Raw genomic sequence first — 25966 nt, forward strand, 5'->3', positions numbered from 1 at the left:
GCGCCAGCACCTCCTGACTGTAATTCTCATTTTTTTTGTACTCTTTTCTTTCTTCCATCTTGTAATCCTCTTTTTTCATGTTGAGTCTCCTTTCTGATTCAAAATATACAGGCGAAAGTCACCGGTCATTCAATGAACAGACTTTTTATTACTATCGTCCGCTATAAAAAACCGAGGGATCATATATCCCATAATTCTGGTTTTTTTCAACCCTAATCACTTCTTTTAATGTTCCCTGATCGATCAGTACAAATTCCCTGATCACTGCCAGCAGGGTAGGCATGGCTCCCTGAAGAATATTTATCCCCGTATTGATCCAGGAGTTCCATACCTCTATGTAATCCGTGCTGGCCTGGGTTACAACAAATTCTGCAAGCCTTAACATCAATCTATCCATATTTTTTACCATGAAAAATTAGAATTCGAATTCACTTTTTATCATCTCCGCTAGGTGGCGGTACTGCTGTTACTCAACGATCTGGGCATCTGAAAGATCTATCCCTCCGTCTTCATCTGCAGCAGACTCCTCCTTTTCCACAATATCGATCATCTTATAGAGGAAGTTTACCACATCCTCTTCACATTCTAAATACTGGCAGTCTCTGCTTTTCATATTCTGAATATTCTGCATTAGATGATTCTATCACATCTTTGGCTCTTTTTTCCATCTCCGCGGCAGATACCAGCTTATATTTCTCGTTGACCGCCTCGATCAGGAAGACTTTTTTCAGGCTCTGTTCTGCTTCTTTGAAAGTATGTTTTTCTCCATCCTTATCTAATACTTTAAGTTCTTCTTCGATAAGGGAATCCGGGATGGAAACAAAAGTTGTTTTTTCCAAAACCCTGTCAAGCAGTTCGCCCATGGTCTTCTCTCTCCGCTGCGTACGGTTCTGCTGCTTATCCTTATTGATCGTGCCGCGTACCATATCGTCAAGAGAACTGTATTCCGTGTTTTTCTGCATATAGTCATCCGTGATTGGGTACTCTATGTTGTAAACGGCATTGACCTTGACATAAACCTCTTTATTCTTGTATTTTAAAAATTCTTCCACTTTTCCAAGGTCTGCAGAGTCCCCCGGCTTCATTCCGATCAGTTTTTCTTCTATATCGGGATCCAGGGTGCGGTTTCCAATCCCTACAAGGTAATTCTTTTTTCTCTCGACGAATTTTCCTTTCTGGGATATTGTAAAATCCATGGAAACCGTACACTCTTCGCTGACCTTTTTTAACTCCCCTGCATTTTTCAGGAGTGTGTCGACGATCTCTTTCTCTGTATCGTCATAGTTTTTTTCTTCTACGACTTCCTCTACATGCATCCCTTCTAGTACAGGCAGTGACATGTAACTTGAAATGTCACTTACCTGTGAAAAAAGGACCGGACTGGATGCGCTTGACACCTGAGGGGAGATTACCCTGTCCTGATAGGCACTAAACCCTGCCACACCAAGACAGCCTACTCCGAGCAGAAGAAATAATCCTGCAAAGAAATTCCTCATTGTATGCCCCTCCTCTTACTGGTTATTCTGGCGTTCCAGTTTTTTTGCGTTTTTCTCGGCTTTTTCTGTATTCTTGATCGTAACATATCTGCTTCCACTGTCCTGCTGGATCTCAAACAGCCTTCCACTCTTGCCTTTTAATTTCAAGGTCTTTCCGGAAGTGACTGCATTGGAAAGCAGGTTGGCACAATCTTCCGTGTTTGTATTGATGGATAATTCACCATACAGATTGGAACATCCTGAATAACAGGAATCGCAATTGATCACGGATGCCGGTATGGAAGCTGCTTTTTCCAGACTGATACAGTCTGCATAAGCAGAAGAGATATCTTCCACGCTCTCTGGGAACGCAGATGCCGTATAGATATTGCTGTCACCCAAAAAGGCTTCAGACATGTCCAGTATGGAATCCGGGATAACCGGTGCATCTACCAGGCTCGTACAGCCTTTAAAGATCGCATTGATGGAAGAAAGGGCATTTGTTTTTGTCATATCCGGGGCTTTTGTAAGTTTGATACAGTCCTCGAAAGCTCCATTAGCTTCCATGACACTTACCGGAAGCGGATCGGATTGTTCAAGGCTTGTACAACCTGAAAAGCAGTCCGTAATGATTTTAAGTGATGAACACTGAAAAAAAGACGGTGTTTTTTTCAGGCTTTCACATCCCTGGAATGTCCCCCGTGCGCTTTCAATGCTTTTAGGAAGGGTTTCGCATCCTGTCAGGACTGTGTTTCCTTCAAACCAGTAGTCGACATTCGTTGGTGTGATCTCATCTTTAAAGATCACATAAGTGTAATCCTCGTCAGCCCATGGCGTATCGCCATTGGCAAAGTTCATAGTGTTTCCGGAACCTGTGAATTCCAGGTCCCCATTAGAATAAATTGTAGCAAGAACATTTTCCTTTGTCGGATAACCCACCTTGTATTGTACTACTTTTGAGCGGGTTATCGGAACAGTAACTGTAGTTGTGCTTCCATGATATTCAATCTTTGTGTCAAAACTGTCTCCATGGGCCGGTGCTTTTTTTTCATCAATATCAAACGACCTTGCGGAATAAACAGAACCGGTCTCTGTATAGACGGTCACATCAAACATGGACATCGACAGTTCCTGGGACGGGGCAGCTTCCCCGACAAACTCTGCCTGTATGCTTGAAACTCTTTCCTTGGAAACCTTGGTGTACCTGTAATAGTCTACCCCTTTCAGTACCCCTATGATAAGAGCCAGGACTGCAAATACCACGATAAGAAGCCTGTTGTTTTTCTTCATAAAAATCTCCTTTCCGCTTCCTGTAATACCAGGAAACCGGGCATCAGCCCGGTAACCCCTTCTTCTTTGATACTGCCATACAGATGATATCTTTATGGACCTTATCGACTGTTTCATCATGGTTGACATTGATCATGTCAAGCGCAGTCTCGTAATCCCCATAATCACCATCCAGATAAGTGATCGCTTTTCCAAGGAGACCGGACATGAGCGGATTATAGTCTTCATAGGAATCCTGCATCTGTACCAGTGTTTCCCTGACATCTCCTGTCCTTAAATAAACCTCGTTGATATTCACAGCATAGTTTTCATCAAATTCCTTATCCACTTTCTTATCGTCTTTTTTCCCTTTGCCCATAAACAGGATAACGATAGCGATAACGAACAGGAACAATGCACCTGCCAGAAAAATATAGGAAGTACTCATGTTATTTACCTCCGCTTCTTGTCATCGTCAAAATACCCGATCAGTTCGGAAAGAACGGAACGAAGTTCCTCTTCTGTTATCCTCCTGCTGATGTACTTACGGGCATAAACACCGTCTTCTTTTGTAAAGAATTTTACGTCAGCCACTTCATCGTTTAATTTTGACAGGGACTTTGTATCCACTCTCTTTAATTTTTTGCATACATCCGCAAACGGAATGGGACCAAACACAACCTTGACAGCGAAATTTTCAGAATAAGAGCAGGAAACAATGTCATTGCGGGCTCCGTGGAGGATAGAGACATCCCCGTAAACCCCGTCTTCATTTAACACCTTTTCACACCGCTCAGGAGACATTTCTTCTCCTGCAATATCGGCGATCTTCTGAAGCTCTTCGATCTTCTTTAAATACTCTGCTTTTTCAGAGTCAAACAGATGGACTGCCTGGTCATGGACATCTTCCTTGAGCTTGTCTGTTTCCTGTGTCTTTTCAAGGAGCAGGTCTGACAGTTCCTTATTCTTTCTTCTGAGTTCGTTGTTCTCATTGTTCAGTGTTTTTTCCATGGAAACCCTTGCTTTAGTCGCTGAGTTTAATCTTGACTTAAGCTTCGCAACTTCCCCGGAATCTTCCTTTGCTGCAGAACCCTGTCCGAGCCTTGCCTGGAGCCTTGCGATCTCACCGGTAAGGTTCTTCATGCTGAGTGCATACTTGGCTTTTTCTTCATCATTGATGGATTCCTGTTCGGCGATCGCGTTTTCACGTTCTGCCAGTTCTGCATCCTTCTCCTGAAGTTTTGTCCGCTCCTCTTCCAGTTCTGCCTCCAGCTGGTTCTTTTCGTTAAGAAAGGCTTCCTTTTCCTTTTCAAAGGCTTCCCTCTCCTCTTCGATCTGTGTCCTGGAAGATTCCAATTCCTCTGTCTTTAACCGGATCTCTTCCAGCTGCTCATTCATGAGTGCCTGCATATTGGCAGAAACCTGTTCGCCGGAAACTGTTGATTTTTTCGCTGTCTCAAGGGAATTATGGATTGCTTCCTTTAACAGTTCGATTCCCTCTTTTGGTTCATCCGGAAGGTATTTATCCGGAGTCACATAAGAATACACATGGAGCATGCGTTTTTTTTCATTGTAAAAAGCTTCCAGTTCTTTATAAATACTTGTGATGTTTGCAATCGCAATGTATGCAAGCTCCTGGTTATCGACTACATAGGCATAGTCCAGTTTAAGGTCTTCCGGGACATTTTTGTCCATGGTCACCTTAAGACTGCCATCTCCCTCATTTCTTATAAAAGAAACGTCATTGCCTTTGGTAACGGGTTCTGTTCCCTCTGCCAGCTCATAAAAAGTTTTTTTACAATACTCCTGCTGGTCTTTTACAAAAGAATCTACGTAATCGGCGTTTTTTTCGTTCGATGATTCTTCTTCCAGAGGAGTAAATGTCTGCGTGGGATCATAAGTCTCTTCCTCCCTGGTCTTTACAAGGAAGTTCACGCAGCTGCCCTCGAACTGGGGGATCACCGCTTTACATACGGAATTGAATTCCCGGATATTGGTGACCAGCTCATCTACAGAATCAAACAACAGCCTTCTTCCTACGGAAATGTTCCCATTTCCTCCATAGATTTGGAATAGTGGATATCTTGTCTGTACTTCATTGTTGAACTGCTCACAGCTCTTTTCTTTGATCTGGTAGATATAAGTACGCTTTCCGGTAATGGCCACCGCACGTCCATTCGTAATGACGACGGATGTCTCAAAGTCCTTATCGTTGATCTGCATCTTATAGGAAATATAATTCTTATTTCCTTCTTCTCTGGTCTCAAAATCAGGGATCAGCTCTCTGAGCTTTCCATACAGCTCTTCCAGTATCTGTTTTTCCATCTTGCTTTTTTGCAGAAATAATATTCTGCCCTCCTTTCCAGTTTTCTATCCGCACCCTGACGGGTGCTGTCTGCTTTCTTAATATGGAAAAAAGGAAAAATTTTGTTTTTCCTGAAATCGTTACTCCCTCTTCCTTTTTTTCTCATAATACCCTGTACCGGGGGATCACGATTCTGACACGAAAAAAAGGACTCCTCGTGGGAATCCTTTGAAAAATATTAATTTTTTCTGCGTTTTTTTCCAAGCATCCTGTAAAGGACAGCTCCGATACCTGCAGCTCCGGCTGTCAGTCCGGCAATGATCGATCCTGTCACATTTGTGTTGTCTCCGGTCTTTACGGTTTCCTGTTCGATCGGTTCCACGTTTCCGGTTTCCGGGGTAGTCTCTTCTGTCGGGGCAGGTGTTTCCACTATCTCTTCCGGATCCTGTGTGGTCTCTGCGGTCTCAAGTACCTTTGCAAGCCGGTCTGCTTCCTCCATGCTGCCATCTGTACCGAGTACCGTATAAGTGATGTTGTAAGTACCGGGGGTGTCAATGTCCACCTCGGAATCATCCCTGGTGACACTGGAAACATACTCCTCGTCAAAAGTAGTTTCATCTTTTGGGAGTTCCTTTCCGCAATCTGTTTCAATATCATCCATTCCATATACATGGTCTAAAAGATTGGCTTCCACCTTGCACTGGACGGTCTTGCTCCTCTCATTTCCATGGATGTCTTTAAAAGAATAAACAACATCATAGGTACCCGGTACAGTGATGTCCACATTCTGGATGTCAACCTTTAAGGTATCCGGCTCGATCATACTGGTATCTTCAATGTTATTTTTCAGATCCGGGAGGGATTCCCCCTCCTTTACCGTGATATCCGGCAGCTTGTCAAGCATTTCCGATATCTGCACATTTTCCTGTTTCACTTTTTTTTCATTCTGCATTGCCACGTAACCGCCTCCGCAGCAGACAACTGCTGCAGCGATCACGATCCCGGCGATCAGCTTCTTGTTCATGTTAGCCTCCTTTTGCTATCTTATGTCAAGGGAAGAAACAAGGACTTCCGCATCCCTGTCATCTGACAGACTGCGTATCGTGCATTTGCTGCCATTAACGGATAGCACCATGCATACCCCATAGGTTTTGTGCCGTACCATGTCGTTTTTTTTGACCGCTTTAGCCCGTCCGCTTTCCTTGAGCTGAAGCTCCCTGACGAAACGGGATACCGGTTTGCCTTTTTTGTTCCCTACATAAGTGATAAATAGTCTTTCCTTTGCCCTTGTGACTGCAACATAGAACAGCCGCCTTTCCTCTTCCACCTCTTCCTGTGATATAGGGGTATCTGGGGAACCCGGCGGGATATATCCCTCGTTGCAGTCTATGATGTAAACGTTTTTCCATTCCAGTCCCTTGGAACGGTGCATGGTGCTCAGGCACACACCCTGGTCATTATTATTGTTTAAGTTCATGGATCGTTTCTTTATGTAGAGCAGCCATTCTTTCATGGTGTGGAACTTCTGTGAATCCCTCTGGTATATGGAAAGCATGTGCTTCATCTCGTCAAAGTCCTGCTGCAGGCTCTCTGCATACTCCCTGAGATATTTTTCATATCCAACGTCTTTTAACAGGTAGTCAAGAAACTGCCTTGGGCTTTTCTTCCCCATTTCCCGGATATCATAAAAGTATTTCCGAATTATTTTCCTTGCGTTGTCCCTTCTCCAGTCCGTATATTTCCGGCTGGCTGCTTCTAAAAGATCTGCTTCCTGTTCCCCTCCTGCCTCATGCAGGATCAGGCGCATATACCGGTTTGGGCGGTCCGCGATCCTTTTAAAATCCCCGGGTGCTGCAATCCCCCTTGACAACCGGTAATATGCTAAAATATCATACCAGATCCAGTGTTCATAAGAATCCGGGATAGCCTCTGTACAATAATACGGGATACCCTCTTCACTGAATTTTTCAGCAACCTGTTCTGCCTGACGATTGTTCCGGTAGAGAACAGCACTTTCATTAAAGGCATATCCGCAGCTTTTTACATCCCCGGAAACGTCCTTCATCTGATGAGCAGGACTCTCCTCTCCGATCACGCGTATCTTCGCATCCCCGGTCTGACCGCTTAAAAACTGTTTTTCATAACGGTTCTTGTTGAATCCGATCAGTTTTCCTGCGCACCCGATAATAGCCGGATAACTGCGGTAATTCGTACTGATACAAAATACATGGGCCTGCGGGAAATCTTTTGGGAAATTAAGCATGATCTCCGGTCTTGCTCCGCGGAAACGGTATATGCTCTGGTCATCATCACCGGCCACGCAGAGGTTCTTTTTCTCTCCCGCCAGCAGGTATACAAGGTCACGCTGCAGGTAATTGACATCCTGGTACTCATCTACCTGAATGTAATCCCATCGCTCTCTTAACTGCCTGAGCACTTGCGGGTTCCCAGTCATCAGTTCATATGCCTTTACCAGCATGTCATCAAAATCAATGTACCCAGTCCTTTCCTTCATCCTGCGGTATTCTTCTGACATAAAAAGGAAATCTTTTCTGGAGATCCCTTTTATATCCTTTGGATTTACTTCTGAAGGGGACATACGGTTGTTCATGGCCGCACTGTAGAGCATCTGGAAGTTTCCGGCTGCCTTTGCCGGGTCACATACACTCTGGCATTTCCTTGCCGTTTCCAGTAAAAACTTCCACTGGTCTGAGGTCTTGATGATATTCTCCGCGGACAGGCCGCCATAAGTCATCAGGATCTTAAGGCACAGGGCATGTATGGTGGAAAATGTGATCCCGTTGGGTTCACCAAACTTCTTTTTAAATTTTACGGACATCTCCTGTGCGGCAGCTTTTGTAAATGTGATCATTAAGATCTTTTCCGGCGGGATACCCACCTCAAGCATGTGGTTAATCCTCCGCAGCAGCGTGGTCGTCTTTCCACTTCCCGGACAGCTGATCAAAATGACCGGTCCCTCCAGCTGTGCGATGGCTTTTTCCTGTTCTATGTTTTTCTTCATTTTTCTCTCCTTTTTTTGTAACTTAACAGGATTATGGAAAATTTTTCCCTGACACGAAAAAAGCCGAAGGCAGATCGACCTTCGGCGGATTTCTGCCAGCCTGTCCAAAGGAGCCCGGCTCCCTGCCCCCGCAGGGCAGGAAAGCTTATTTCTTCTTGAAGAATTTCATGTAGATCAGGGCACCTACCGCACCGATACCAACGATCAAGGCTGCAACACTGACAATGATATTGAATCCATTCTCATCACCTGTTTTTACGGAACTTGTCGGGGTGTCGTCACCCTTCTTGGATGCACTCTGTACATCGGTTCCTGATGCTGTGGAGCTTGTGGATGTTCCATCGTTCTGGTCAGTGGAAGATGTGATGCCTGCGGCTGCATTCAGCTTGTCTAACAGTCCTTTGGCATCAGACAGATACTGCTTAACCTGGTCTTCAGAGGTGGCACTCTGGATCTTGTTTGTATAAGCGGAAATAACCTTCTGTACACTCTCTGTGTTCAGGGTAGTGTAGTTCTTCAGCTCGTTGATGGCATCCTCTTTTACCTTGTCAAGGAAAGATGAGTTCTCCTTTAACAGGGAAACGGATTTCTCTGCCTGGTCATAGATCTGTTTCATCGCATCCTCACTTGAAGTCTTGTCGATGTTTTCTTTTGCCTTTGTGATGGTGTCGTTGATCTTTGTCTTTGTGGTATCATCCAGTGTAGAGGAGGCATCCGGTGCCAGGGCATCCAGTTTCTCCTTATAGGAGGTATGGAGGTCATTGACATAAGTTTCCTTAAATCTTGCTACCGCAGTGTTGTAAATGGAAACCGCATCCTCGGATGTGGATGCATCCATGATGTCAGTCTTGGCCTGGCTGATGATACTAAGGGCTTCGGAACTTAAGGACTTTCCGTCTGCCAGTGAAGTCAGTTTTTCGATCAGCTGTGCCTTCTTTGTGGCAAGGGCCTTGTTTTTGCTGTATTCCACGGTTGTATTCTTGATATCATTCTTTGCCTTTGTAAGGATCTCATTCATCTGTTCTTCTGACGTGGCATTGGAGATATCTGCCTTTGCAGAATCAACGATCTTGGATAAGGTAGTCTTTAACTCGGAATCAGTAACGTTCTTGACCAGGTCATCCAGTTTTGCCTGATAAGTTTTCTTTTTCTTCTCAAGCTTTTCTGCATCGCTGGCTTCTTTCTTGACTTTCTCCACCTTACCGGCGGCATCTTCAACGATCTTATTGACCTCCTCAACAGTCTTGGCATCTTTGAGGCTTTCTTTTGCTTTTGCTACGATATCCTCTGCTTTTGCTTTGACGGTCTTATCCGTGATCCCTTCCACCAGTTTGTCAAGGCTTGCTTCTGCTTCTTTCTTTGCTGCGGAAACTTCATCTGTTGCTTTCAGTTTGCCAAGTTCTGTCATGGCATTCTCATATACCTTATATGTGTTCAGACGGGAAACATCTTTCATGGATGACACCGCTTCATCAAAGATCTTCTGGGCATCCTCTGTCTTATTTTCTTTTGCGTCGGCAAGGACATCCTTCATATCATCCACCAGCACATCCTTAAAGTCTGCATCACTTAAGGATACATACTCCACAGCGGCCTCCATAAGGGTGCATGCATCGGCATATTCTGCTGCGGAGGCTTTTTCTGCCATATATGCTAACAAATCCTGATCATCCTTGTTAAGGGAGATCCCCCTCAAGCTGCTGATGGTATCCGAAACGGAAGATTTTGACTTTTCGTCAAGGGCGGACTTCATGTTTGCAAGGATCTCCTTGGAAACCGTCTTTATGGACTGGATGTTCTTAGCAGAATCAGCTGCATCGATCTGCTCCTCTGCCATGGCTACGACCTCATCCGGGAGCTGGCTTTCCGTCTGGATCGCATCCCCTGCTTCGTCAATGTTTTTCTTTGCATTTTCTTTTAAGGTATCAAGAACCCCGTCTTTCTGGTCGATCACGTTCTGGATGTCCTCTTTTGCGGAATCCAGTTCGTCATTGATCTTTTCAATACTGTCAGCCTGGTCGATGGCTTCCATAGCGGAATCATAGATCTCCTGTGCTGCTGCCTTTAATTCATCGGTCTCAAATTTCGCACCATCAAAGAATTCCTTTAATGCTTCTTTTGCAGCTGTCCTCTGGCTTTCTAAGGTTTCCTGTGCGAGAAGGCTTTCCAGTGTGGCAGAAGCTTCCGCGGAAAGGACCTCGATATCCTCGGCAGAGGAAGCGTTTGTAATCTTTTCCTTTACTTCTGCAAGGTATTTTTCTGCAGCTTCTTTTCTTTCACCGGTCAGGGAACTGATGTCGATTGCTTCGATCTCTTTGATGGCATCTTCAGTGGCTTCCTTCAGTGCCTCGTCTGTATCTCCGCTGTTATCTCCACTATTATCACCGGAATTGTCTCCATTGTTATCCCCGTTATTGTCTCCGCTGTTGTCCCCGCTGTTATCTCCATCACTGTTGTCCCCATCGGAGCCGTTATTATCTCCGCTGTTGTCGCCATCGGAACCATCTCCGTCTCCCTCTGCTTTCTGGAGATAATCTTTAGCCGCATCGAAAATGGAATCAATACTGTCAAGATCAGTGATCTTTTTGATCTCCTCCTCGGATAAGGACAGGTCTCCCAGCTTATCCTGGACATATCCTTTGACACCGTCGATCACATCAGTTTCCCCGTATACGGAAACAAAGGCCCCGGTGATCTCCTTTACCTTATCCAAGGATGGTTCGATCACATGGGAGTCATCCCCGTCAATCCCCTGGTCACTGTAAGAGGACAGTACAAAGGAAAGGAAATCCGTAACAGTGGCAAAATCATCTTCCGGGGAAATACTCTCAAAGAAGCTCTTTAAGATGGAAACATCCTCTTTGGACATGGCACTGCCTCCGGCGGATACCTTCTGTTCCAGGGTTTGTACCACTTCGGTCAGTTTTGCCGCATACTTTGTCTCTTCTGTGGCTGATCCATCAGAACCGGATCCCTCTGTCCCGTCCGCTCCTGTAGCCGCAGCTTCTGCCTCCCTCATAATCGCTTCGAGTTCTGCGTCGCTGGTGTCCTCTACGGCACTCTCCTGGGCCGGTATTTCTGATGCACTGACTACTATACCGGGAGCGGCTACACAGAGACTCATGCCGAGAAGAAGAGCATTTACATATCTTTTCTTCATAACCATTATGCAGGATTTTGTTTGCATCCGCACAAACAGACATTATCCTGCCCTCCTTTTTTTATATTTTTATTGCGGATCCTCTGCGCTGGTCATGCGCAAAGCTAAAATGACAAAAAAAGAAAAAAAAGAAAAGACCAGTGTAAAAACACTGGTCAAAACCATCATGCCGCCTGGCAGTACGCCTGACGGTATGCTTTTATCAGGTTTTCAGAAAAAACCACACCGGAGCCGGTATATTTATCCCAAAAACCTTTTAGGGAATAACGGATACCGTTTACCTTTCTTTCCAGGATAGAGTTGTAAAATTCCTGTATCACATCCTCGATCTGCCACTGGTCAAGGAGATTCCTTGCAGGCTTATATCCAAGCCCTGCTTCTCCTCCCGGAAGATAACCCTCCGCGGTAAGGGATAACATTACCTGTTCAAAGAACGGATCTTTTGCATTTTCCTGATCCATCCTTTCCACGAGCCGCATCCACTTTTCATAGTTTTCATCATCCGCGGACATATGCCTTACAGGGTTCATATACCCCTTAACGATACCCTGTAAGATTGTTGCTGCCTGAATTCTGCTTTTTTCATCCATGATGACCTTTCTCCTTTCGTACTTTAAGTTTCAAAAAGAAATATGAATATCAAAATGGAAAATAAAAAAAGCAGGACAAAGTCCTGCATATTTGCAGAAGTCCCGCCTCTCAAAGGAGGATGGCGAACAATACATAGATTGCCAGAAAACCTCCTCCAAGGACTGCTGAACAAGCCATGTTTTTTGCAAGCTTCGGCAGCATGGCTTCTCCCTCCGGTACATCTAAAATATCCCTGAGTTCTTCTTTCATTTCTTCAAACATAGTTTTTTCTCCTTTCGCGTTTCAAATTACAAAGAAAGTGGAAAAAACAGGAGGAAATGAAAAATCATGGTTCGACCTTGACTGCCTGTACCACATATCTGGTTGCTTCGTTGCCCGTACAGGTACTTAAGGTGATGACCTTGTCCTTTACATCAAATTCCCGTCTTGTAAGCCCAAGGGTGTCCTTTGCCTGCATCTTTTCGGCATATTCGACCAGTCCCTTGCCGGGCCCTTTGATCAGGGTATACGTATCGGAACCCACTTCTGCCGTATAACAGGAAAAGATCTCATACTTGCATACCTCATCCGGAGTCAGTATCCAGATGTATTTGCTTTTCTGGATGGTCTCCGGCAGCTTGAACTGTTTCAGCTGTCCGAACATGGAACCATTTTTCATGTTATGTCCATAAATGATGGTATTGCTGTCTCCCAGGTTCCTTTTGTTCTGACAGTCGGTAAAAATAGTCCCTGCAAAATTATCCTGCTTCTCAAAAGTCCGGTGCAGATAGAAATCATTATCCTTGTAATGCACCATCGGGTAGCTGATATCCGGAAGTGCTTCCACATACAGCCAGCCGACAAAATCCGGATTGATCTGCGCCAGTTTTTTACAGTCGACCTCTATGGGAGCAGTCCAGACCTTTTTCTTTGTTTCTTTGTCCACCCATGTTTCGTCTTTCACATCTGCCTTTTTTTCCGTCACTACCATGTCGGATATCTTTGCATACTCATCCGTTCCAGCCTTATATTCACTGAATATCTTATACAGGTTCCCCCCTGCATAGGCACATACTCCGATCGCCACCACAAGGATCAGGATAGTGATGAAGTTTCCCAGAAAGGCAAAGTGGTTTTTCCTCTCTTTGATTTTCAGCTGTGACATATAATCTCCTTTCTCCCGCCGGAGTTTGGATCCCCGTCAGGGTTGTCGGGGTTAATGTGAGAAAAAAGTGAATTCGAATTCACTTTTTTTCAAAAAAGAGAAGCTTACGCTCCTCTTTTTCTTATTTGATAAACAGGCTCACTCCACATTTTCCCAAAAAGTCTGAAAACGAGATCAGTGAACCTGCCGCAACGGATACCAAAAGCACCATTCCGGTCGTCTTTAATCCCTTCAGCGGTTTTGGCCATATGACTTTCTTAAAATTTGTCTTAAATTCATTCAGTTCATTTTTCAATTCTCTCACCTGATGATCCCTTCAAATTTATATGCGCTTGTGTCTGCATCGATCTGTCTTGCATTCTCAATGATAACTCCGACGATAATGACTAATGATGTTCCCATAAGCGAGATGTTGGAGATATGGAATACTCCGGATAAGACCATCGGTACTGTTGCCACGATAGAGATCCCGATCCCGCCAAGGAGTGTTGTATGTTTGACTTTCTTTCTGAGATACTCCGCAGTATCTGCCCCCGGTCTTATTCCCGGAATCTGGCTTCCTGCCTTTTTCATGTTGTCTGAGATCTCCAAAACATTAAAGATAATGTTGTTGTAGAATACCTCAAAAAACAGGATCAGGGCCACATACACGATCCATCCCGCTGTGTAGTAAAACTCAGACGGGCGAAACCAGTCAGATGTATTGGTCAGGTTCACGATATGCGCCCAGACACTTCCCGATTTCGGCGTCATGATCATGGACGGAATGGAGAAGATACAGGATGCAAAGATGACCGGTATGACATTGCTCGGGTTTACCGGGATCGGAAGCGTGGACTTCATGGCTGCCGGATTTACCCTTCCATTAAACTTTCTGGCATTTGTTACCGGGATCTCTCTCTTTCCGGTCTGTAAATAGACCACGAAGAATGTCATGAGGAAGATAAATACCACAAGCAGGGAGATATAAAGGATACCCTGCGCTGTTTTATGACCGGTAAAGGCAGTCTCCCATAAGGAGAATAAGTCATCCAGTACACCGGATAAGATATTGCATGCAAGAATAAGGGATACCCCGTTGCAGAGCTTCTTTTCCGTCATATAATTTCCCACAAAAGCCAGGGCACCTGCGGAAGCTGTCCAGATAAGCGTGATGATCAGTACCCAGTACCAGGTAAAATGTGTCAGCATTCCTTTTCGTCCAAAACCGACAGACATGGCAAGAGCCTGGATGAAGGATAATCCGATTGCAGAATACAGTGTGATCTTTTTCAGTTCTTCCTGTCCGTGCTTTCCATCCCGCTTCATTTCATCCAGCTGCTTGAACACGATACTTAACAGCTCGATCACGATGGAAGCAGTGATATACGGTGAAATATTTAACGCCAGGATGGACAGGCTGCTTAAGCTTCCGCCGGTCATCAGATCCATAAATCCCATTGCCCCGCTGCCGCCAAGTATCTGTTTTAGATAATCATGGTTGACTCCCGGTGTGGGGATCTGGTTCAACAGGCGGATGATAAACATCACGCCTATGATGAGGAGCATCTTTCTCCTCAGTTCCTTTACTTTTAATGGGTTGAAAAATCCTTTTTTTCTTGTTTTCATGAAAATCTCCTTTTAATATATGATTACCGGCATTCCTTTTTTACACTGGGAAAAAGCATCGCGGGCGGAGTCTTCCGGTATTGCAAAACATCCGTCCTCCTCAGGGACAGGGGCTGGATCAGACAAGAGCTCTTCCAGATCATCGATCTGCAGGTCCTCCACACTGTCCGTTTCCTCTGCCGTATCGAGGTCTGATGTTTCATCAGAAATGTCCATATCAGCCCCGTAGATACACTGTCCCGAACCAAATGGCAGGCACCAGTTTTTTCCGTCCTCTTCACTCACCGGTTTTTTCAGGGAATACACTCCGTTCTCAATAGAGCCGGATATACCGGTTGTCTGAATGACAGGGTTCCCATCAACGTAAAGGATAAACTGGCTGTTTTCCTTATCCACCTCGATATAGGTATATCCGATGTCATTGGAATCACTTTCTTTTGCTTCCTGCTCATAGACAGGGGTGCGTACATCCGTCTGTCCGCTTAAAATGGTATCCATAAGACCGTCCGTTTCTTTTTCCTGGTCGATTTTCCATCCGTAATTTCCTCCGGAAACTTTGATCTTTCTGTCATCATAAGTGACAAAATTCCTTTCTGTCCCTTTAGTGTCATACTTTGCAGCCAGTTCTTCCACATATGCAGAAACCTTTTCCCTGTTCAGCTCATCATCCACAATAAGATCCCGGATCTTTCCGATATCCAGGGTTTCCGTCCTGTCACCGAAATCATAGGTGATGATGACATCCTGAAATTTTTTCAATGTCTCATATTTCTTCTCCAGATCTGCCTGTCTTATCTTTGGCTCCTCATAGCAGCCGGAAATATCGACGGAGCTTTCTCCTCTGCGGATGGCAGTGTCGATCAGCTCAGATGCCTGTTCGAGATCCACCTTGGAACCTTCCTTTTCCGGGATCAGGATAAACCCTTCCCCTTCTTTATACAGGATCCTTGCATCTGTCGGGGCAGACATATTCTGCATACAGTCCAGACCGGAGATCTGTTCTTCCAGAAGCTTTTCATCCAGGACAAACCCCAGGTCGGTCTTTTCAAAGGAACTTTCTGGAATGAACCATAAAAGTCTGTCCTGTCCGGAAAGGAGTTTCTGCACCGTTCCACCTGGTTTATATTTCATTCCGATGGATCTGGCATCGATCTTTTCCCTTCCGCCGTTTCTCTCTTCTACGGCGATTGCAAAGGATTTTACTTTCTGGTCGAGCAGGTCCTGTACCTCTGCGACGGTTTTGAATGAAACATCAAACTCATTTAACTCTGTACCCGGCAGGAAATGGGAACCAAAATAAAAATATCCGGCACCATAGGCTGTCCCCAGTACTACCAGTAACAGGGTGATGATTATGATTGCCGCTTTCTGTACCCGGTTCATACATGCCTCCCTGCTTCCGGATCAAAATCCCCCAGCCAGTCCGGAACCTGCATTGTGACCTTCGCTGCCGGCTCGCCATCCTCCGTAAACATCCCTGCATCGATCAGTTTTCTCCGTATGGCGGAAGCCCTTCCGCGTTTTCGTTTCTCAGCCTGCTCTAAAAGCTGGATCGCAGTCAGAATTCCATCCTGTTTTGCAGACAGCCGCACATCCGGCGACCGGATGGATGCTTTTTCTAACTTTTCGTATTCTGCATTCAAAAGCTCTTTGTACACCTGAACATCTAAGTCTGTCATAAGAAAACCTCCCTTTTTGAATTTTCCACCATAATATGATAAAACCGGAAAGTCCGCTCCCCACACGAAAAAGAGGCTCCATAGAGCCTCTTAAAACCAGTCACATCGATCTTCGTTCAGCGATCTCCGCCAGTTTTGCATCGTTGTAACGGGAGGAACCGTCTGCATTTCTCGTGATGGCAAGATAGCCGTTCATTCGGTCTACCTGGATGATCTTGTGAGAACCGCATTTCGGACAGGTCCCGTTCATTTCAACTGCGGAATAACCGCAGGTATTACAGTAGCACAGGTCAAGGTTGACACCTTCATAAAAACCGATCTCCATTGCCCGGTTTACAAGGGATCTTATTGCTTCCTTATTGTAGTCGAGCGGATAACGGACATACTGGATCTTGCCCCCGTTGAAAAGGTTCCAGAAGCGTTTTTCCTTATCCTGTTTCTGTACCGGTGAGATATCCTCCGTCACATGACAGTGGAAACTGTTGCTTACATACGCACGGTCGGAAACCCCTTTGATAACCCCGTATTTTGCCCGGAACTGCTGAACCTGAAGTCCGCACAGACTCTCCGCAGGTGTTCCATAAATGGCATAGAGGATATGATCCTCTTCCTTAAACTCTGCAACTTTTTTATTGATGTACACCATGACCTCATAAGCAAAGTCGGAATCCTCGGCGATCGACTTGCCGTTGTATAACTCCTGGAGTTCATTTAAGGCAGTGATGCCAAAGGAAAAGGTTGTTGCCGCCAAAAGCGGACGGATCTCCTCTTCAGGCTTTAAATGTCCGCCATAGAAACCGCCCTCGCAGTATGCAAGCGGGTTTGTGGACGCCTTCATCTTTGCAAGGTATTCATAAGTATTGATATGGATGCTGCGGATCATCTGGAGATAATAATCCAGCACCTCATAAAAATCCCTTTTTTCCTCTCTTGCTTTGGCAAGGATCATCGGAAGGTGGAGGGATACAACCCCTGCATTAAAACGTCCCACATATACCGGGGCATCGTTTTCATCTGCCGGATACATGCCGCCTCTTTCATACCATGGGCTTAAGAATGCCCTGCAGCCCATCGGGGAGATCACACATCCGTACTTTTTGTAGATCTCTGGGACATAACCTTCCCCTGTCAGGCTTAACCAGTCCGGATACATGGTCTTTGAAGAACAACTCAGTGCATCTTCATAGATATAATAATTGACACCATCTTTACAGTGCAGGTTTTTGTCATAAAGGAATACGTATTTCGGAAACAGTACCGGAATCTTAAAGCCTTCTTCTCCCTGTCCTTCCTCGTGGACCTTCATCATGACATGGCTGCACATCCGCTCAAAACGGTTGACACCCAGTCCGAAGGTTACGGTCACGAACGGATAATCTCCGCGGGAAGAACCGACAGTGTTCAACTTATACTCGATTCCCTGCCAGCCCTGACGGAACTCACGCTCGATCCTCTTCATGGCAAAATCATGGGCCCGTTCTACGGTTTTTGCAGGAAGCACGATCACAGAAAGGGCAGCCTGCATTTCTTTGATATACTCGTCCGTATATTTTTTGTAACTTTTCTCTGCATAATATCCTAAAACCCTATCGATCTCCGGAACGGTAAAGCCGCCATACTGCTGCGCAGCGGTATTAAGGATAATGTCTCCGATGACATCAAACGCCGTATCAAGGGAAGACGGTTCATTGTAATGGATACCGCCCATCTTGAAGCCGCCTTTTAAGACATGTTCCATATCAAACAGACAGCAGTTCATGGTGATCATACGGGCACTTTTGTCATGCACGTAGATATAACCGTCCTTGTCTGCCTGGCGTTCCTCTTTATTAAGAAAGAACTCCCGGTACATGGTCTTTTCGTAAGCACCAAAGATCAATGCCCTTTTGGTGGATACCAGGTTGCCGTCGGAGTTGGCATTGCTCCGGTCGACACCAAACAGCACCTTGTCAGCCTCCCCGTTTACTTCTGCTAACATCCGGGCCATATCTGTTTTGTAATTTCTGTAGTCCCGGTAGCATTTTGCAACCTTCGGATTGACCTCATCTAAGGCTTCCTCCACAAGGGAGTGCATGGTAAGGATCGGTACCTCTGCTTCATGGATATTTTTCAGAACCAGCTCCACGGTTCTTTCTTCATCTTCCGCGGAAAGGGTTTCTCCGATCCTTTTTGCAGATGCATTGATGGCTCTGATGATCTTCTCACCGTCAAAGGACTGTTTTGTTCCGTCTTTCTTGATCACATAGATGTCTTTAATCTTCATAGTTTTTTTCTCCTTATTCTGGATCTCTCCTATCGTTTTTGTTTACTTCTATAAACTGACAATTTTTATATTTCATAAAAAAATGCCCCCTTGCGGAGGCATAAAAAAGTGAATTCGAATTCAATTTTTTGTATTGTACACTCGGCAGTCCAGGGCGAATAACCGGTCAGACATTTCTCCCGGTTTTGTTTCTTCCCTTGCTGACCGGAACATGTACATCTCAGCATCCATGCAGTCAACGTGGTGCAGGATGGATGCTTCCGGGATTGCCGGCAGTGTGACTGCCCCCATTTCCCTTTTTCCATGATGGGAAAGCAGCATATGCTGGAGAAGGAGTGTCTTTTCCTCCGGAAGGCCCAGTTTCCTTGCACACTCTCCGACCATTTCTGCACCAATGAACAAATGTCCCAGGAGATTTCCGTCCGGTGTATAATCAATGCTCATGATGCTTGAACAGGAAAGCTCTCTTACCTTTCCAATATCATGCAGGATCACACCGGCAAACAAAAGATCCCTGTCCAGCGGAAGGATGTTTTTATATGCCTTATACAGCTGGGATGCAGACTTTAACATGGTATACGTGTGGTACAATAGCCCTCCGCGGATGTTGTGATGGACAGATTTTCCGGCCGCCCATGTAAGCAGCTTCTCGCGGTTTTCTTCTAACAGGGTGCAGACAAGCATGCCATATACCCCAAGGCCTGTCGCAAAACTGTGGATCTTGTTGAACATATCAACAGGATCCATGGGTGCGGATGTCACATAAGCCTCCGGTGATTCATCTGTCAGCAGATAAGACTGGACGGTATATGAGGTACTGCCCTTATAGAGTTTGGCATCGACCCGAATATCAAGTACCTGTCCTTCCTTTGCAGTAAACTCATCCCTGGTGCAGTTCCAATAATTTGCCGTTACGGTCTGTTCCCCGTCTGTGAAATTTAAGATCAGGTACCGGGTTCCTGCTTTTGCACCTCTCTCCTCGATCCCTGTTAACAGGGCGCGGATCTGCTCACTTTTTCCAACTTCGATTTCTTTAAATTTCATTTGTATTCTCCTCTCGTTTTGAAATATAATGACAATATGATTTTTTAGCCAAAAAATAAAATTAAGCATATTATCCCTAAAATAATTGGAGGACTTTCATGAATAAACTTATAGTCAAAAAAATACTCAGTACCGTAAAGACCACGCTCATTGCTTTTCTCCTGGCATTGTTTGTGGTGACCTGTATCATCATCAATGCAGTCATTCCATCCGAGTCAATGGAGAAAACGATCATGACCGGAGACCGGCTGATTGGAAACAGACTTGCCTATGGGATCAATCTTCAGATAGGGGATAAACAGATATGCAAAAAGATGCGTGATCCAAAACGGTTCGATATCATCATTTTCAGATATCCGGACGATGAATCCGAACTATATATAAAGAGGATCATCGGACTCCCCGGAGAGACGGTGGAGATCAAAGACGGGGACGTCTATATTGACGGCAGCAAAAAACCTTTGGATGACAGTTTTACCGCAGAGAAAACAGAAGGCAGCTTTGGTCCATACACAGTCCCAAAGGATTCCTATTTTGTCATGGGAGACAACCGGAACTGTTCTTATGATTCCAGGTTCTGGGACAACACCTATGTCAGGTTCGACGAGATTCTGGGAAAAGCAGTGTTCAGATATTGCCCTGGTTTCAAACTGATTAAATAAGGAAAGGACGTTCAGGAAAAACTGAACGTCCCTTTTTTTCTGCAGTTCGCCGACACCTCCAGATCCACATTTCCCTTGCGGGAAGCATCCTCCGCGGACAAACCTCTTGCAGCCCATCTCAAAGCCGGAAGATATCCTTCCGGTTCGTTTACTTTTCCGCGGATTTCCTCACAGACACCTTCTCCCAGAATTAAGAGCAGGACTTCTTCTTTAAACCTGGAATAGTTATCCTGTCCATAGGATTTCAATTCCATAAAGTCCTTAAACCTGGGATTTCGCTTTTTTCTGAAAAGCCTGATTGCTTTTTCGCACCGTGGATTGATTCCTTCTCCTATTCCCGGCAGGTCTTTTGTTTTCTTGCCTTTCTTTTCAGGCTCTTTCACCTCGGCATCCTCTGCAAAGGTTTCTTCCAGGATCCCGGCCCCGGTCTTTGCCAGCTCATCTGCCTTATCGTTGTACTTATCTCCGGAATGACCTTTGACATGTACAAACCCGATAACGATCATGCCGAAGAATCCTCTCATCTTATCCCGATATTCCTGTGTTTCCTCTTTCTTTGCCTTCCATGCACCGGTCACCCATCTCTCGATCCCTGTATAATCATAATGGATCTCAATGGCAGAACAGCCATATTCCAGTGCTTTCTCTACGGCATACACCGCTGCGTTGATTTCCCCCGTAACATTCCAATGGATTCCCCTGCAGCTTCCACTAAAATATTCCGGAGCCTCATCCTCATACAAAAATACGACACCCCATCCGCAGAGGTCTTCTTTCTTATTATAGTTTCCATCTACATATGCAACCGCTTTGTTTTTCATCATTTTCTACCACCTTTCTTTTGTTTTAAGATACACCTTTTTAAGTAATATGATTTTTGGTGCGAAGAAAACCTCCTGCAACTGTAGAATCTTTCCAAAAATACATTTCTCAATCGGAACCTGGTTCCGATTGACTTTCCTTTTTCTCCTGTTCCTGCAAAAAAATGCATCCTGCACATCCCAATAGGAAGTTGATTCATCCGCGGAAAAGTAATATTTTGCAATCGGAACCCGGTTCTGATTGCATAGCCTGCCGTTTCTCTTCGGTTCTCTGAACGAATCGGAACCCGGTTCTGATTTAAAAAAGTGAATTCGAATTCACTTTTTTCCAACAAAAAAGGAAGAACATTTCTGATCTTCCTTAATTGTGTATTTTTCAGCAAAAGAAATAAACAGGTCCTCCTTTCTTTTTTTCTTTATTGTATCTTATCTATAATATGTCCGATTCTCATACGAAAAATCTTTATCTCTCATACATACACCCGCACACTTCTATTTCCAAAGTCTCCGCAATTTCCGTATCAATTCCTCTTTCTCTCAGAAAAGCTATCGTATCCTTGCAAAGTTTTGTATAACTTCTTTCCGCGGATGGTAATTTTAACATTTCCCCATATAGGATCCCTATGGACTTTACAGCTGGTGGGTAATATATATCTGCGGATTTTAAAAGCCAGTAGATTGACAGAAGATATCGTGCTGTAGAGTCCCCGCATCTCGCATCTTCTGTTAATATCCTTTCATCGGCCAGGCTTTCCTGCCATATGTCACACTTGAAAGATTTTCTCGCTGTTTTAATATACTGAAGCAGCATGTCTTTTATTTTTTTCTCATCCGTTCTTTTAATCTCTTTAAGAAGACCGAGCGGGAATTCTCGGTGACTTGTCTCCGAGATGAAAGCGTCACGGATTCCCAGACAGATCTTTCCAATACCTCTGATACAAACTTATGTTTTTGGAGTATACACCATGCGCTATAAGTCTGAAAATACTTGCAAATAATTGGATTGTATGGTACAGTATATGTATGAATGATAAATACATACACGCACGTACCTGTGTGTACAATATTCATTATCATATCGTCTGGTGCGTAAAGTACAGGAGGAAGGTACTCTCTCCTGAAATAGAACAGAGACTATACGTGATCCTCCGGGAAGTGGCAAAAGAGAAAGGCTTCTGCCTCGATACCTGTAAAGTGGGCGACGGGGATCATGTCCATTGTTTTGTATCCGCTCCGCCTAAGCTGTCCATTACTTCCATCGTGAAATACCTAAAGGGGATTTCCGGGAGTGTCCTGTTCATGGAATACCCGGAACTGAGAAAGAGCCTCTGGAAAGGCCAGCTTTGGAATGGAAGTTATTTTGTGGGAGACAATAGGTTCCACCAGCGAAGAAAATATCAGGCGGTATATTGAACATCAGAAAAATGTGCAGAGATAGAAAGGAGATTCCCGGTATGGGCAGGAAAAAGATTGTCAGCATTACTGAAGCTGTCAGGATCCAGCAGGTCATCGATCACACAGAACTGTATACGGAAGATGACGGCATGCGATTCGATGCCGGGGTATTCCTTGACTTATTCTGTCAGAAGAAAAAGAAAAAGACCTCTTCCCGTAAAAAAGGCGAAGAGGCTTCTTATATCACCTACCGCTTCCGGGGCTATCCGACAGAAGAACAGGAACAGTCGATGAAACAGACCATCGGATGCTGCCGTTTCTTCTGGAACCGTATGGTAGGCGACCGTCTGGATTTTTACCGGATCATGGGAGAGACACTGTATAACACCCCTGCTGATTATAAGGATGCATCAGGACTGGAATTCCTGCGTCTTGCAGATTCCAATGCCCTGGCCAACGTCCAGCTTAACGTGGAACGGGCGTTCTCTGAGTGGCTGAAGGGAGAAAAAGGCAAACCCCGGTTCAAGAAAAAATATCTCTGCCCGGATTCCTATAAGACATGTCTCATAAACGGGAATATCAGGCTGACAGGGGAAGGGCTTGTTCTTCCAAAAGTACCGGGAGCTGTTAAGATCGAAGCCCACCGTCCGGTTGAACCAGGCGGCACCTTAAAAAGTGTCACCGTGACCAGGGAACCGGATGGAAAATGGTATTTTTCCATCCAGTACCAGTACCCTTCAAAAGAGGAAAGAGATAACACTTTTCTTGAAACAGAAGGGGATGTTTCTTCCCTGAAAGTCATAGGGCTGGATATGTCCATCCCTCATATGTACGTGGATTCCAACGGGGAATTCCCTTATTATTATAACAACGGCAACAGGGTTGATTTTGAGAAGCATTCCCTTGCTACTGAAAAAAAGATCGCCAGGGAGCAGAGAAAACTCTCCCGGATGAAAAAAGACTCTGCCAACTACAGGGACCAGTGTATCCGGATCTCCCGTCTGCATGCGAAAGCCAAGCATCAGAGGGAAGATTTCAAGAAACAGGCTGCCTGCAGGCTGGCAGGGGAGTATGACGTTGTCGCAGTTGAAGACCTGGACATTGCTGCAATGAAAAAATCCCTCCGCCTTGGAAAATCCCTATCCGACAATGGCTGGGGAGGGTTTATCCAGCTGCTGGAACAGCAATGCATAAAATATGGGCACCTGCTCATCCGGGTGGGAAAATGGTTCCCGTCTTCAAAGACCTGCATCTCCTGCGGTTATATCCACAGGGAATTAAAAATAAATGACCGTCTTTATGTGTGTCCGGAATGCGGGAACGCCATGGACAGGGATCATCAGGCGGCACTTAACATTAAAAAGGAAGCTGTCCGTATCCTTGCAGAGGAATATTCCGCAGGAAAGGAATGCGGATGGAAACCCATCTCCCTGGAAGGCCTTATGGAGGAACTCAGGGAACGGACTTTATTATATGCGTAATTACATCCAGACAGATACTGTCCGGATTTCAGCAATATATCTGAGAACCGGTGGAACGCCGGAGATAGCCCATTATGCTACGGAGTGGATGGTTACAGTCATCCCATTTATAACGTCATCCGGAGAAGTGGGAAAAAAGAGAGGTTTTACCTCGAAGCTCGGTTACTTGTATCCGAATAGTTCATATAATCTTTTATCCATAGTATTTTCCTCCTCATTCGTAATGAAATGTACGGGCCTGTCTATTTATTATGCCCAAAGGATACAACTTATCGTGCCGTTTGTTTTCTGATACGAATTATTTGATATCTGATTATTCTTGACATTCTTTATCTATTTTCTGCCTTTTTCGTTACTGTTCAGGGGTTAGCTGGACTTGAGAGAACCGATGGTGTAGACTGATAACAGTCAAAGCCATCGATTCTCTTTATCCAAATATCCTGGATACTCTGTCATATATATTTGACGGATCTTCAAGGCGCATCAAAACAAGCATGCTCATGCATTGGCAGAGATTCTCGATGCTTTCGAAACTCCTGAATGTCACGGCCTGCGCCTGTTTCCGCTTATAATTCCTTAGAAGCCTTTCTGCTTCATTATTCGTGGCAGGCACCCTGAAATCGTGCAGGAACAGCAAATGGTTCTGCATATATTGTTCTATTCTCAGGAACAGGTTATACCCGTCTTTGTAATAACGCATTTGCCGGGATGTCCTCATATTCTCTTCCGGGCCGTTTCGAGTATCTTCAGATACCGTTCTTCAAATCCGGAGATCTATTTCCGGGTCTAACTAAGCTTACAAGACAGCAGGGTCTCATTCCGGAAGTGGATCCTTTACTGTATCAGACCATGCATTTCTTTATTCCATGCACGGCCCGGTTCATTATCCATGCTTTCTTTGAGGTACCGTAGTACATGGGCAGAGTATCACATTCCTGATGCTCCGTCCCATAACTATAAAAAGTGATATCATGGTCATGGACAAGGATACCCTGGTAATCCTCCGCAACAGTACCCTTTACTCCTTCGTGCCCTTTTTTCGCACGGGCAAAGTACAGGGCTTTTCCGTCTGGTGTCGCACATATATATACATAACAGCCTTTTCCGTTTTCCCTGGCGTTCGTACAGTCTGTATGCATGACCGGAGAAAACAGCATGTCTGCATAAGCAGCCCTGCGTTCAGGCTCGGTTTTTAAGGCAAACTCCCTGCTGAGTCTGCTGATCATACCTTTGGAAATGTTCAGCTTTCCACCTGTCAGGTCCGACAGGAACTTTCTGCTTTTATCAATAGAGGCACAACAGTCATTATTTAACAGGAACAGGAATTCCCGGATGCTGCCGTCATAATTCACAGCATTGATAACCCCGTCTGGAAATGCAGCATGTACACGTTCCTCTGTTTTGGCATTATAATAGACATTCGCATGATATTCTGCCACATCCAGCACCATACGGATACTTACAAGCTGTTTTATGATCATTTTGGCAGTCTTTTTAAAATCCGGGTCTTCAAGGACTGCTTCCGGTGGCGGCAGAAAGACCGTGGGAACTGTTGGTTCCTGTTTTTCCGGCAGTGTCCCTTATGCCCGGGCTGGGCTCCGGGTTTTCTACCTGTCTTTTCCCTGCTGTTTGCAACCTTTTTAGGGCGCAGTGATTTCGAGGATGGTATGGAAGAGTTCTCATAATCACGGTTAAGCTGGGCCCTCAGTTTCTGGTTTTTTCCTTTTTCCTCTTCCAGTGCGGATTCTGCCGCGTACCTCAGATGGAACTGCTCCAGATATTTTTCATGCATCTGCTCATAGGCAATAGCATTTTTTTCACAAAGCTTCTGCAGCATCTCCGGATCTCTCCCTGCTTTCTTTCCACAACTTTTTTATGTTCTTTTTCCATGTCCCCGTAAACCTGAAACCAATGTTCCCTGTTCTAACGGAGCTGGCGGACAGCATTTTCAAGTTCATTTTTGAGTTTTCGGACTTCACGTTCCATTTCCCTGCATCTTTTTTCACATTCTTCCTGCATGCGGACATAAGCAGCACCAGATTCAATT

25 protein-coding genes and 1 pseudogene are annotated in these 25966 nt (G+C 45.0%); 3 read left to right on the forward strand and 23 right to left on the reverse strand.

What is annotated here, in order from left to right; all coding sequences use genetic code 11:
* Positions 1-151: 151 nt before the first annotated feature.
* From AC075L_RS14060 to AC075L_RS14145, 18 genes are all read right to left on the reverse strand, one after another.
* A complete protein-coding gene (locus AC075L_RS14060; RefSeq protein WP_476387810.1) occupies positions 152-397 on the reverse strand; it encodes a hypothetical protein in 246 nt (81 codons plus the stop codon).
* A 69-nt stretch (positions 398-466) separates the two neighbouring features.
* Positions 467-613 carry a hypothetical protein gene (locus AC075L_RS14065; RefSeq protein ID WP_476387811.1) on the reverse strand — a complete coding sequence of 49 codons (147 nt, stop codon included), beginning with the start codon at positions 611-613 and terminating at the stop codon, positions 467-469.
* On the reverse strand, positions 579-1496 hold the full coding sequence (locus AC075L_RS14070) for a trigger factor (protein WP_476387812.1): 918 nt from the start codon (positions 1494-1496) through the stop codon (positions 579-581). The genes AC075L_RS14065 and AC075L_RS14070 overlap by 35 nt, the downstream gene beginning before the upstream one ends.
* Positions 1497-1511: 15 nt before the next feature.
* Complete coding sequence (locus AC075L_RS14075; RefSeq protein ID WP_476387813.1) at positions 1512-2765, reverse strand: hypothetical protein; 1254 nt, start codon at positions 2763-2765, stop codon at positions 1512-1514.
* 43 nt (positions 2766-2808) lie between these two features.
* A complete protein-coding gene (locus AC075L_RS14080; protein ID WP_055059197.1) occupies positions 2809-3192 on the reverse strand; it encodes a hypothetical protein in 384 nt (127 codons plus the stop codon).
* Positions 3193-3197: 5 nt separating this feature from the next.
* Positions 3198-5069: a hypothetical protein gene (locus AC075L_RS14085; protein ID WP_476387814.1), complete on the reverse strand. Its 1872-nt coding sequence runs from the start codon at positions 5067-5069 to the stop codon at positions 3198-3200.
* 218 nt (positions 5070-5287) lie between these two features.
* Positions 5288-6073, reverse strand: coding sequence for an immunoglobulin-like domain-containing protein (locus AC075L_RS14090; RefSeq protein ID WP_476387815.1), 786 nt, complete (start codon positions 6071-6073; stop codon positions 5288-5290).
* A 15-nt stretch (positions 6074-6088) separates the two neighbouring features.
* Positions 6089-8071, reverse strand: a complete 1983-nt coding sequence (locus tag AC075L_RS14095) for an ATP-dependent helicase (protein ID WP_476387816.1) — start codon at positions 8069-8071, stop codon at positions 6089-6091.
* Positions 8072-8216: 145 nt separating this feature from the next.
* Positions 8217-11231 (reverse strand): hypothetical protein, encoded by a 3015-nt coding sequence (locus AC075L_RS14100; protein WP_476387817.1) that lies wholly within the window; start codon positions 11229-11231, stop codon positions 8217-8219.
* Between the two features lie 164 nt (positions 11232-11395).
* Positions 11396-11821 carry a hypothetical protein gene (locus tag AC075L_RS14105; protein WP_476387818.1) on the reverse strand — a complete coding sequence of 142 codons (426 nt, stop codon included), beginning with the start codon at positions 11819-11821 and terminating at the stop codon, positions 11396-11398.
* Between the two features lie 109 nt (positions 11822-11930).
* Positions 11931-12083, reverse strand: a complete 153-nt coding sequence (locus tag AC075L_RS14110; protein ID WP_476387819.1) for a hypothetical protein — start codon at positions 12081-12083, stop codon at positions 11931-11933.
* Between the two features lie 64 nt (positions 12084-12147).
* The gene (locus AC075L_RS14115) at positions 12148-12966 is read right to left on the reverse strand and encodes a sortase domain-containing protein (RefSeq protein WP_476387820.1); all 819 of its coding nucleotides are present in this window, start codon (positions 12964-12966) and stop codon (positions 12148-12150) included.
* Positions 12967-13087: 121 nt separating this feature from the next.
* A complete protein-coding gene (locus AC075L_RS14120; RefSeq protein WP_055059204.1) occupies positions 13088-13270 on the reverse strand; it encodes a preprotein translocase subunit SecE in 183 nt (60 codons plus the stop codon).
* A complete protein-coding gene (gene secY / locus AC075L_RS14125; protein ID WP_476387821.1) occupies positions 13267-14574 on the reverse strand; it encodes a preprotein translocase subunit SecY in 1308 nt (435 codons plus the stop codon). Before secY ends, AC075L_RS14120 begins: the two co-directional genes overlap by 4 nt.
* 12 nt (positions 14575-14586) lie before the next feature.
* Positions 14587-15957: a peptidoglycan binding domain-containing protein gene (locus AC075L_RS14130; protein WP_476387822.1), complete on the reverse strand. Its 1371-nt coding sequence runs from the start codon at positions 15955-15957 to the stop codon at positions 14587-14589.
* The gene (locus AC075L_RS14135; protein ID WP_476387823.1) at positions 15954-16253 is read right to left on the reverse strand and encodes a hypothetical protein; all 300 of its coding nucleotides are present in this window, start codon (positions 16251-16253) and stop codon (positions 15954-15956) included. Before AC075L_RS14135 ends, AC075L_RS14130 begins: the two co-directional genes overlap by 4 nt.
* A gap of 100 nt (positions 16254-16353) precedes the next feature.
* The gene (nrdD, locus tag AC075L_RS14140; protein ID WP_476387824.1) at positions 16354-18516 is read right to left on the reverse strand and encodes an anaerobic ribonucleoside-triphosphate reductase; all 2163 of its coding nucleotides are present in this window, start codon (positions 18514-18516) and stop codon (positions 16354-16356) included.
* Between the two features lie 120 nt (positions 18517-18636).
* Positions 18637-19560 (reverse strand): 3'-5' exoribonuclease YhaM family protein, encoded by a 924-nt coding sequence (locus AC075L_RS14145; RefSeq protein WP_476387825.1) that lies wholly within the window; start codon positions 19558-19560, stop codon positions 18637-18639.
* Between the two features lie 98 nt (positions 19561-19658).
* On the opposite strand from AC075L_RS14145, the gene lepB reads away from it, so the two are divergent.
* Entirely contained in the window at positions 19659-20222 is a 564-nt protein-coding gene (lepB, locus tag AC075L_RS14150; RefSeq protein ID WP_476387826.1) for a signal peptidase I, read from the forward strand.
* Positions 20223-20233: 11 nt separating this feature from the next.
* On the opposite strand, the gene AC075L_RS14155 is transcribed toward lepB, so the two are convergent.
* Positions 20234-21046 carry an RNase H family protein gene (locus AC075L_RS14155; RefSeq protein WP_476387827.1) on the reverse strand — a complete coding sequence of 271 codons (813 nt, stop codon included), beginning with the start codon at positions 21044-21046 and terminating at the stop codon, positions 20234-20236.
* Between the two features lie 460 nt (positions 21047-21506).
* Complete coding sequence (locus AC075L_RS14160; protein ID WP_476387828.1) at positions 21507-21854, reverse strand: hypothetical protein; 348 nt, start codon at positions 21852-21854, stop codon at positions 21507-21509.
* Positions 21855-22066: 212 nt separating this feature from the next.
* Here AC075L_RS14160 and tnpA point away from each other — a divergent pair.
* Together tnpA and AC075L_RS14170 are read left to right on the forward strand one after the other, a co-directional pair.
* Positions 22067-22481, forward strand: a pseudogene (gene tnpA, locus AC075L_RS14165) (IS200/IS605 family transposase).
* A gap of 16 nt (positions 22482-22497) precedes the next feature.
* On the forward strand, positions 22498-23919 hold the full coding sequence (locus AC075L_RS14170) for an RNA-guided endonuclease InsQ/TnpB family protein (protein ID WP_476387829.1): 1422 nt from the start codon (positions 22498-22500) through the stop codon (positions 23917-23919).
* Between the two features lie 842 nt (positions 23920-24761).
* Here the strand turns inward: AC075L_RS14170 and AC075L_RS14175 are convergent.
* The 3 genes from AC075L_RS14175 to AC075L_RS14185 all read right to left on the reverse strand — a co-directional run.
* Complete coding sequence (locus tag AC075L_RS14175) at positions 24762-25400, reverse strand: IS66 family transposase (RefSeq protein WP_476387830.1); 639 nt, start codon at positions 25398-25400, stop codon at positions 24762-24764.
* Positions 25397-25756 carry a hypothetical protein gene (locus AC075L_RS14180; protein ID WP_476387831.1) on the reverse strand — a complete coding sequence of 120 codons (360 nt, stop codon included), beginning with the start codon at positions 25754-25756 and terminating at the stop codon, positions 25397-25399. Before AC075L_RS14180 ends, AC075L_RS14175 begins: the two co-directional genes overlap by 4 nt.
* Positions 25737-25966: hypothetical protein (locus tag AC075L_RS14185; protein ID WP_476387832.1), on the reverse strand; the 230-nt coding region annotated here is incomplete at its 5' end. The genes AC075L_RS14180 and AC075L_RS14185, both read right to left, overlap by 20 nt.

This window comes from Blautia sp. ZXY-1-B12, from assembly GCF_056339915.1.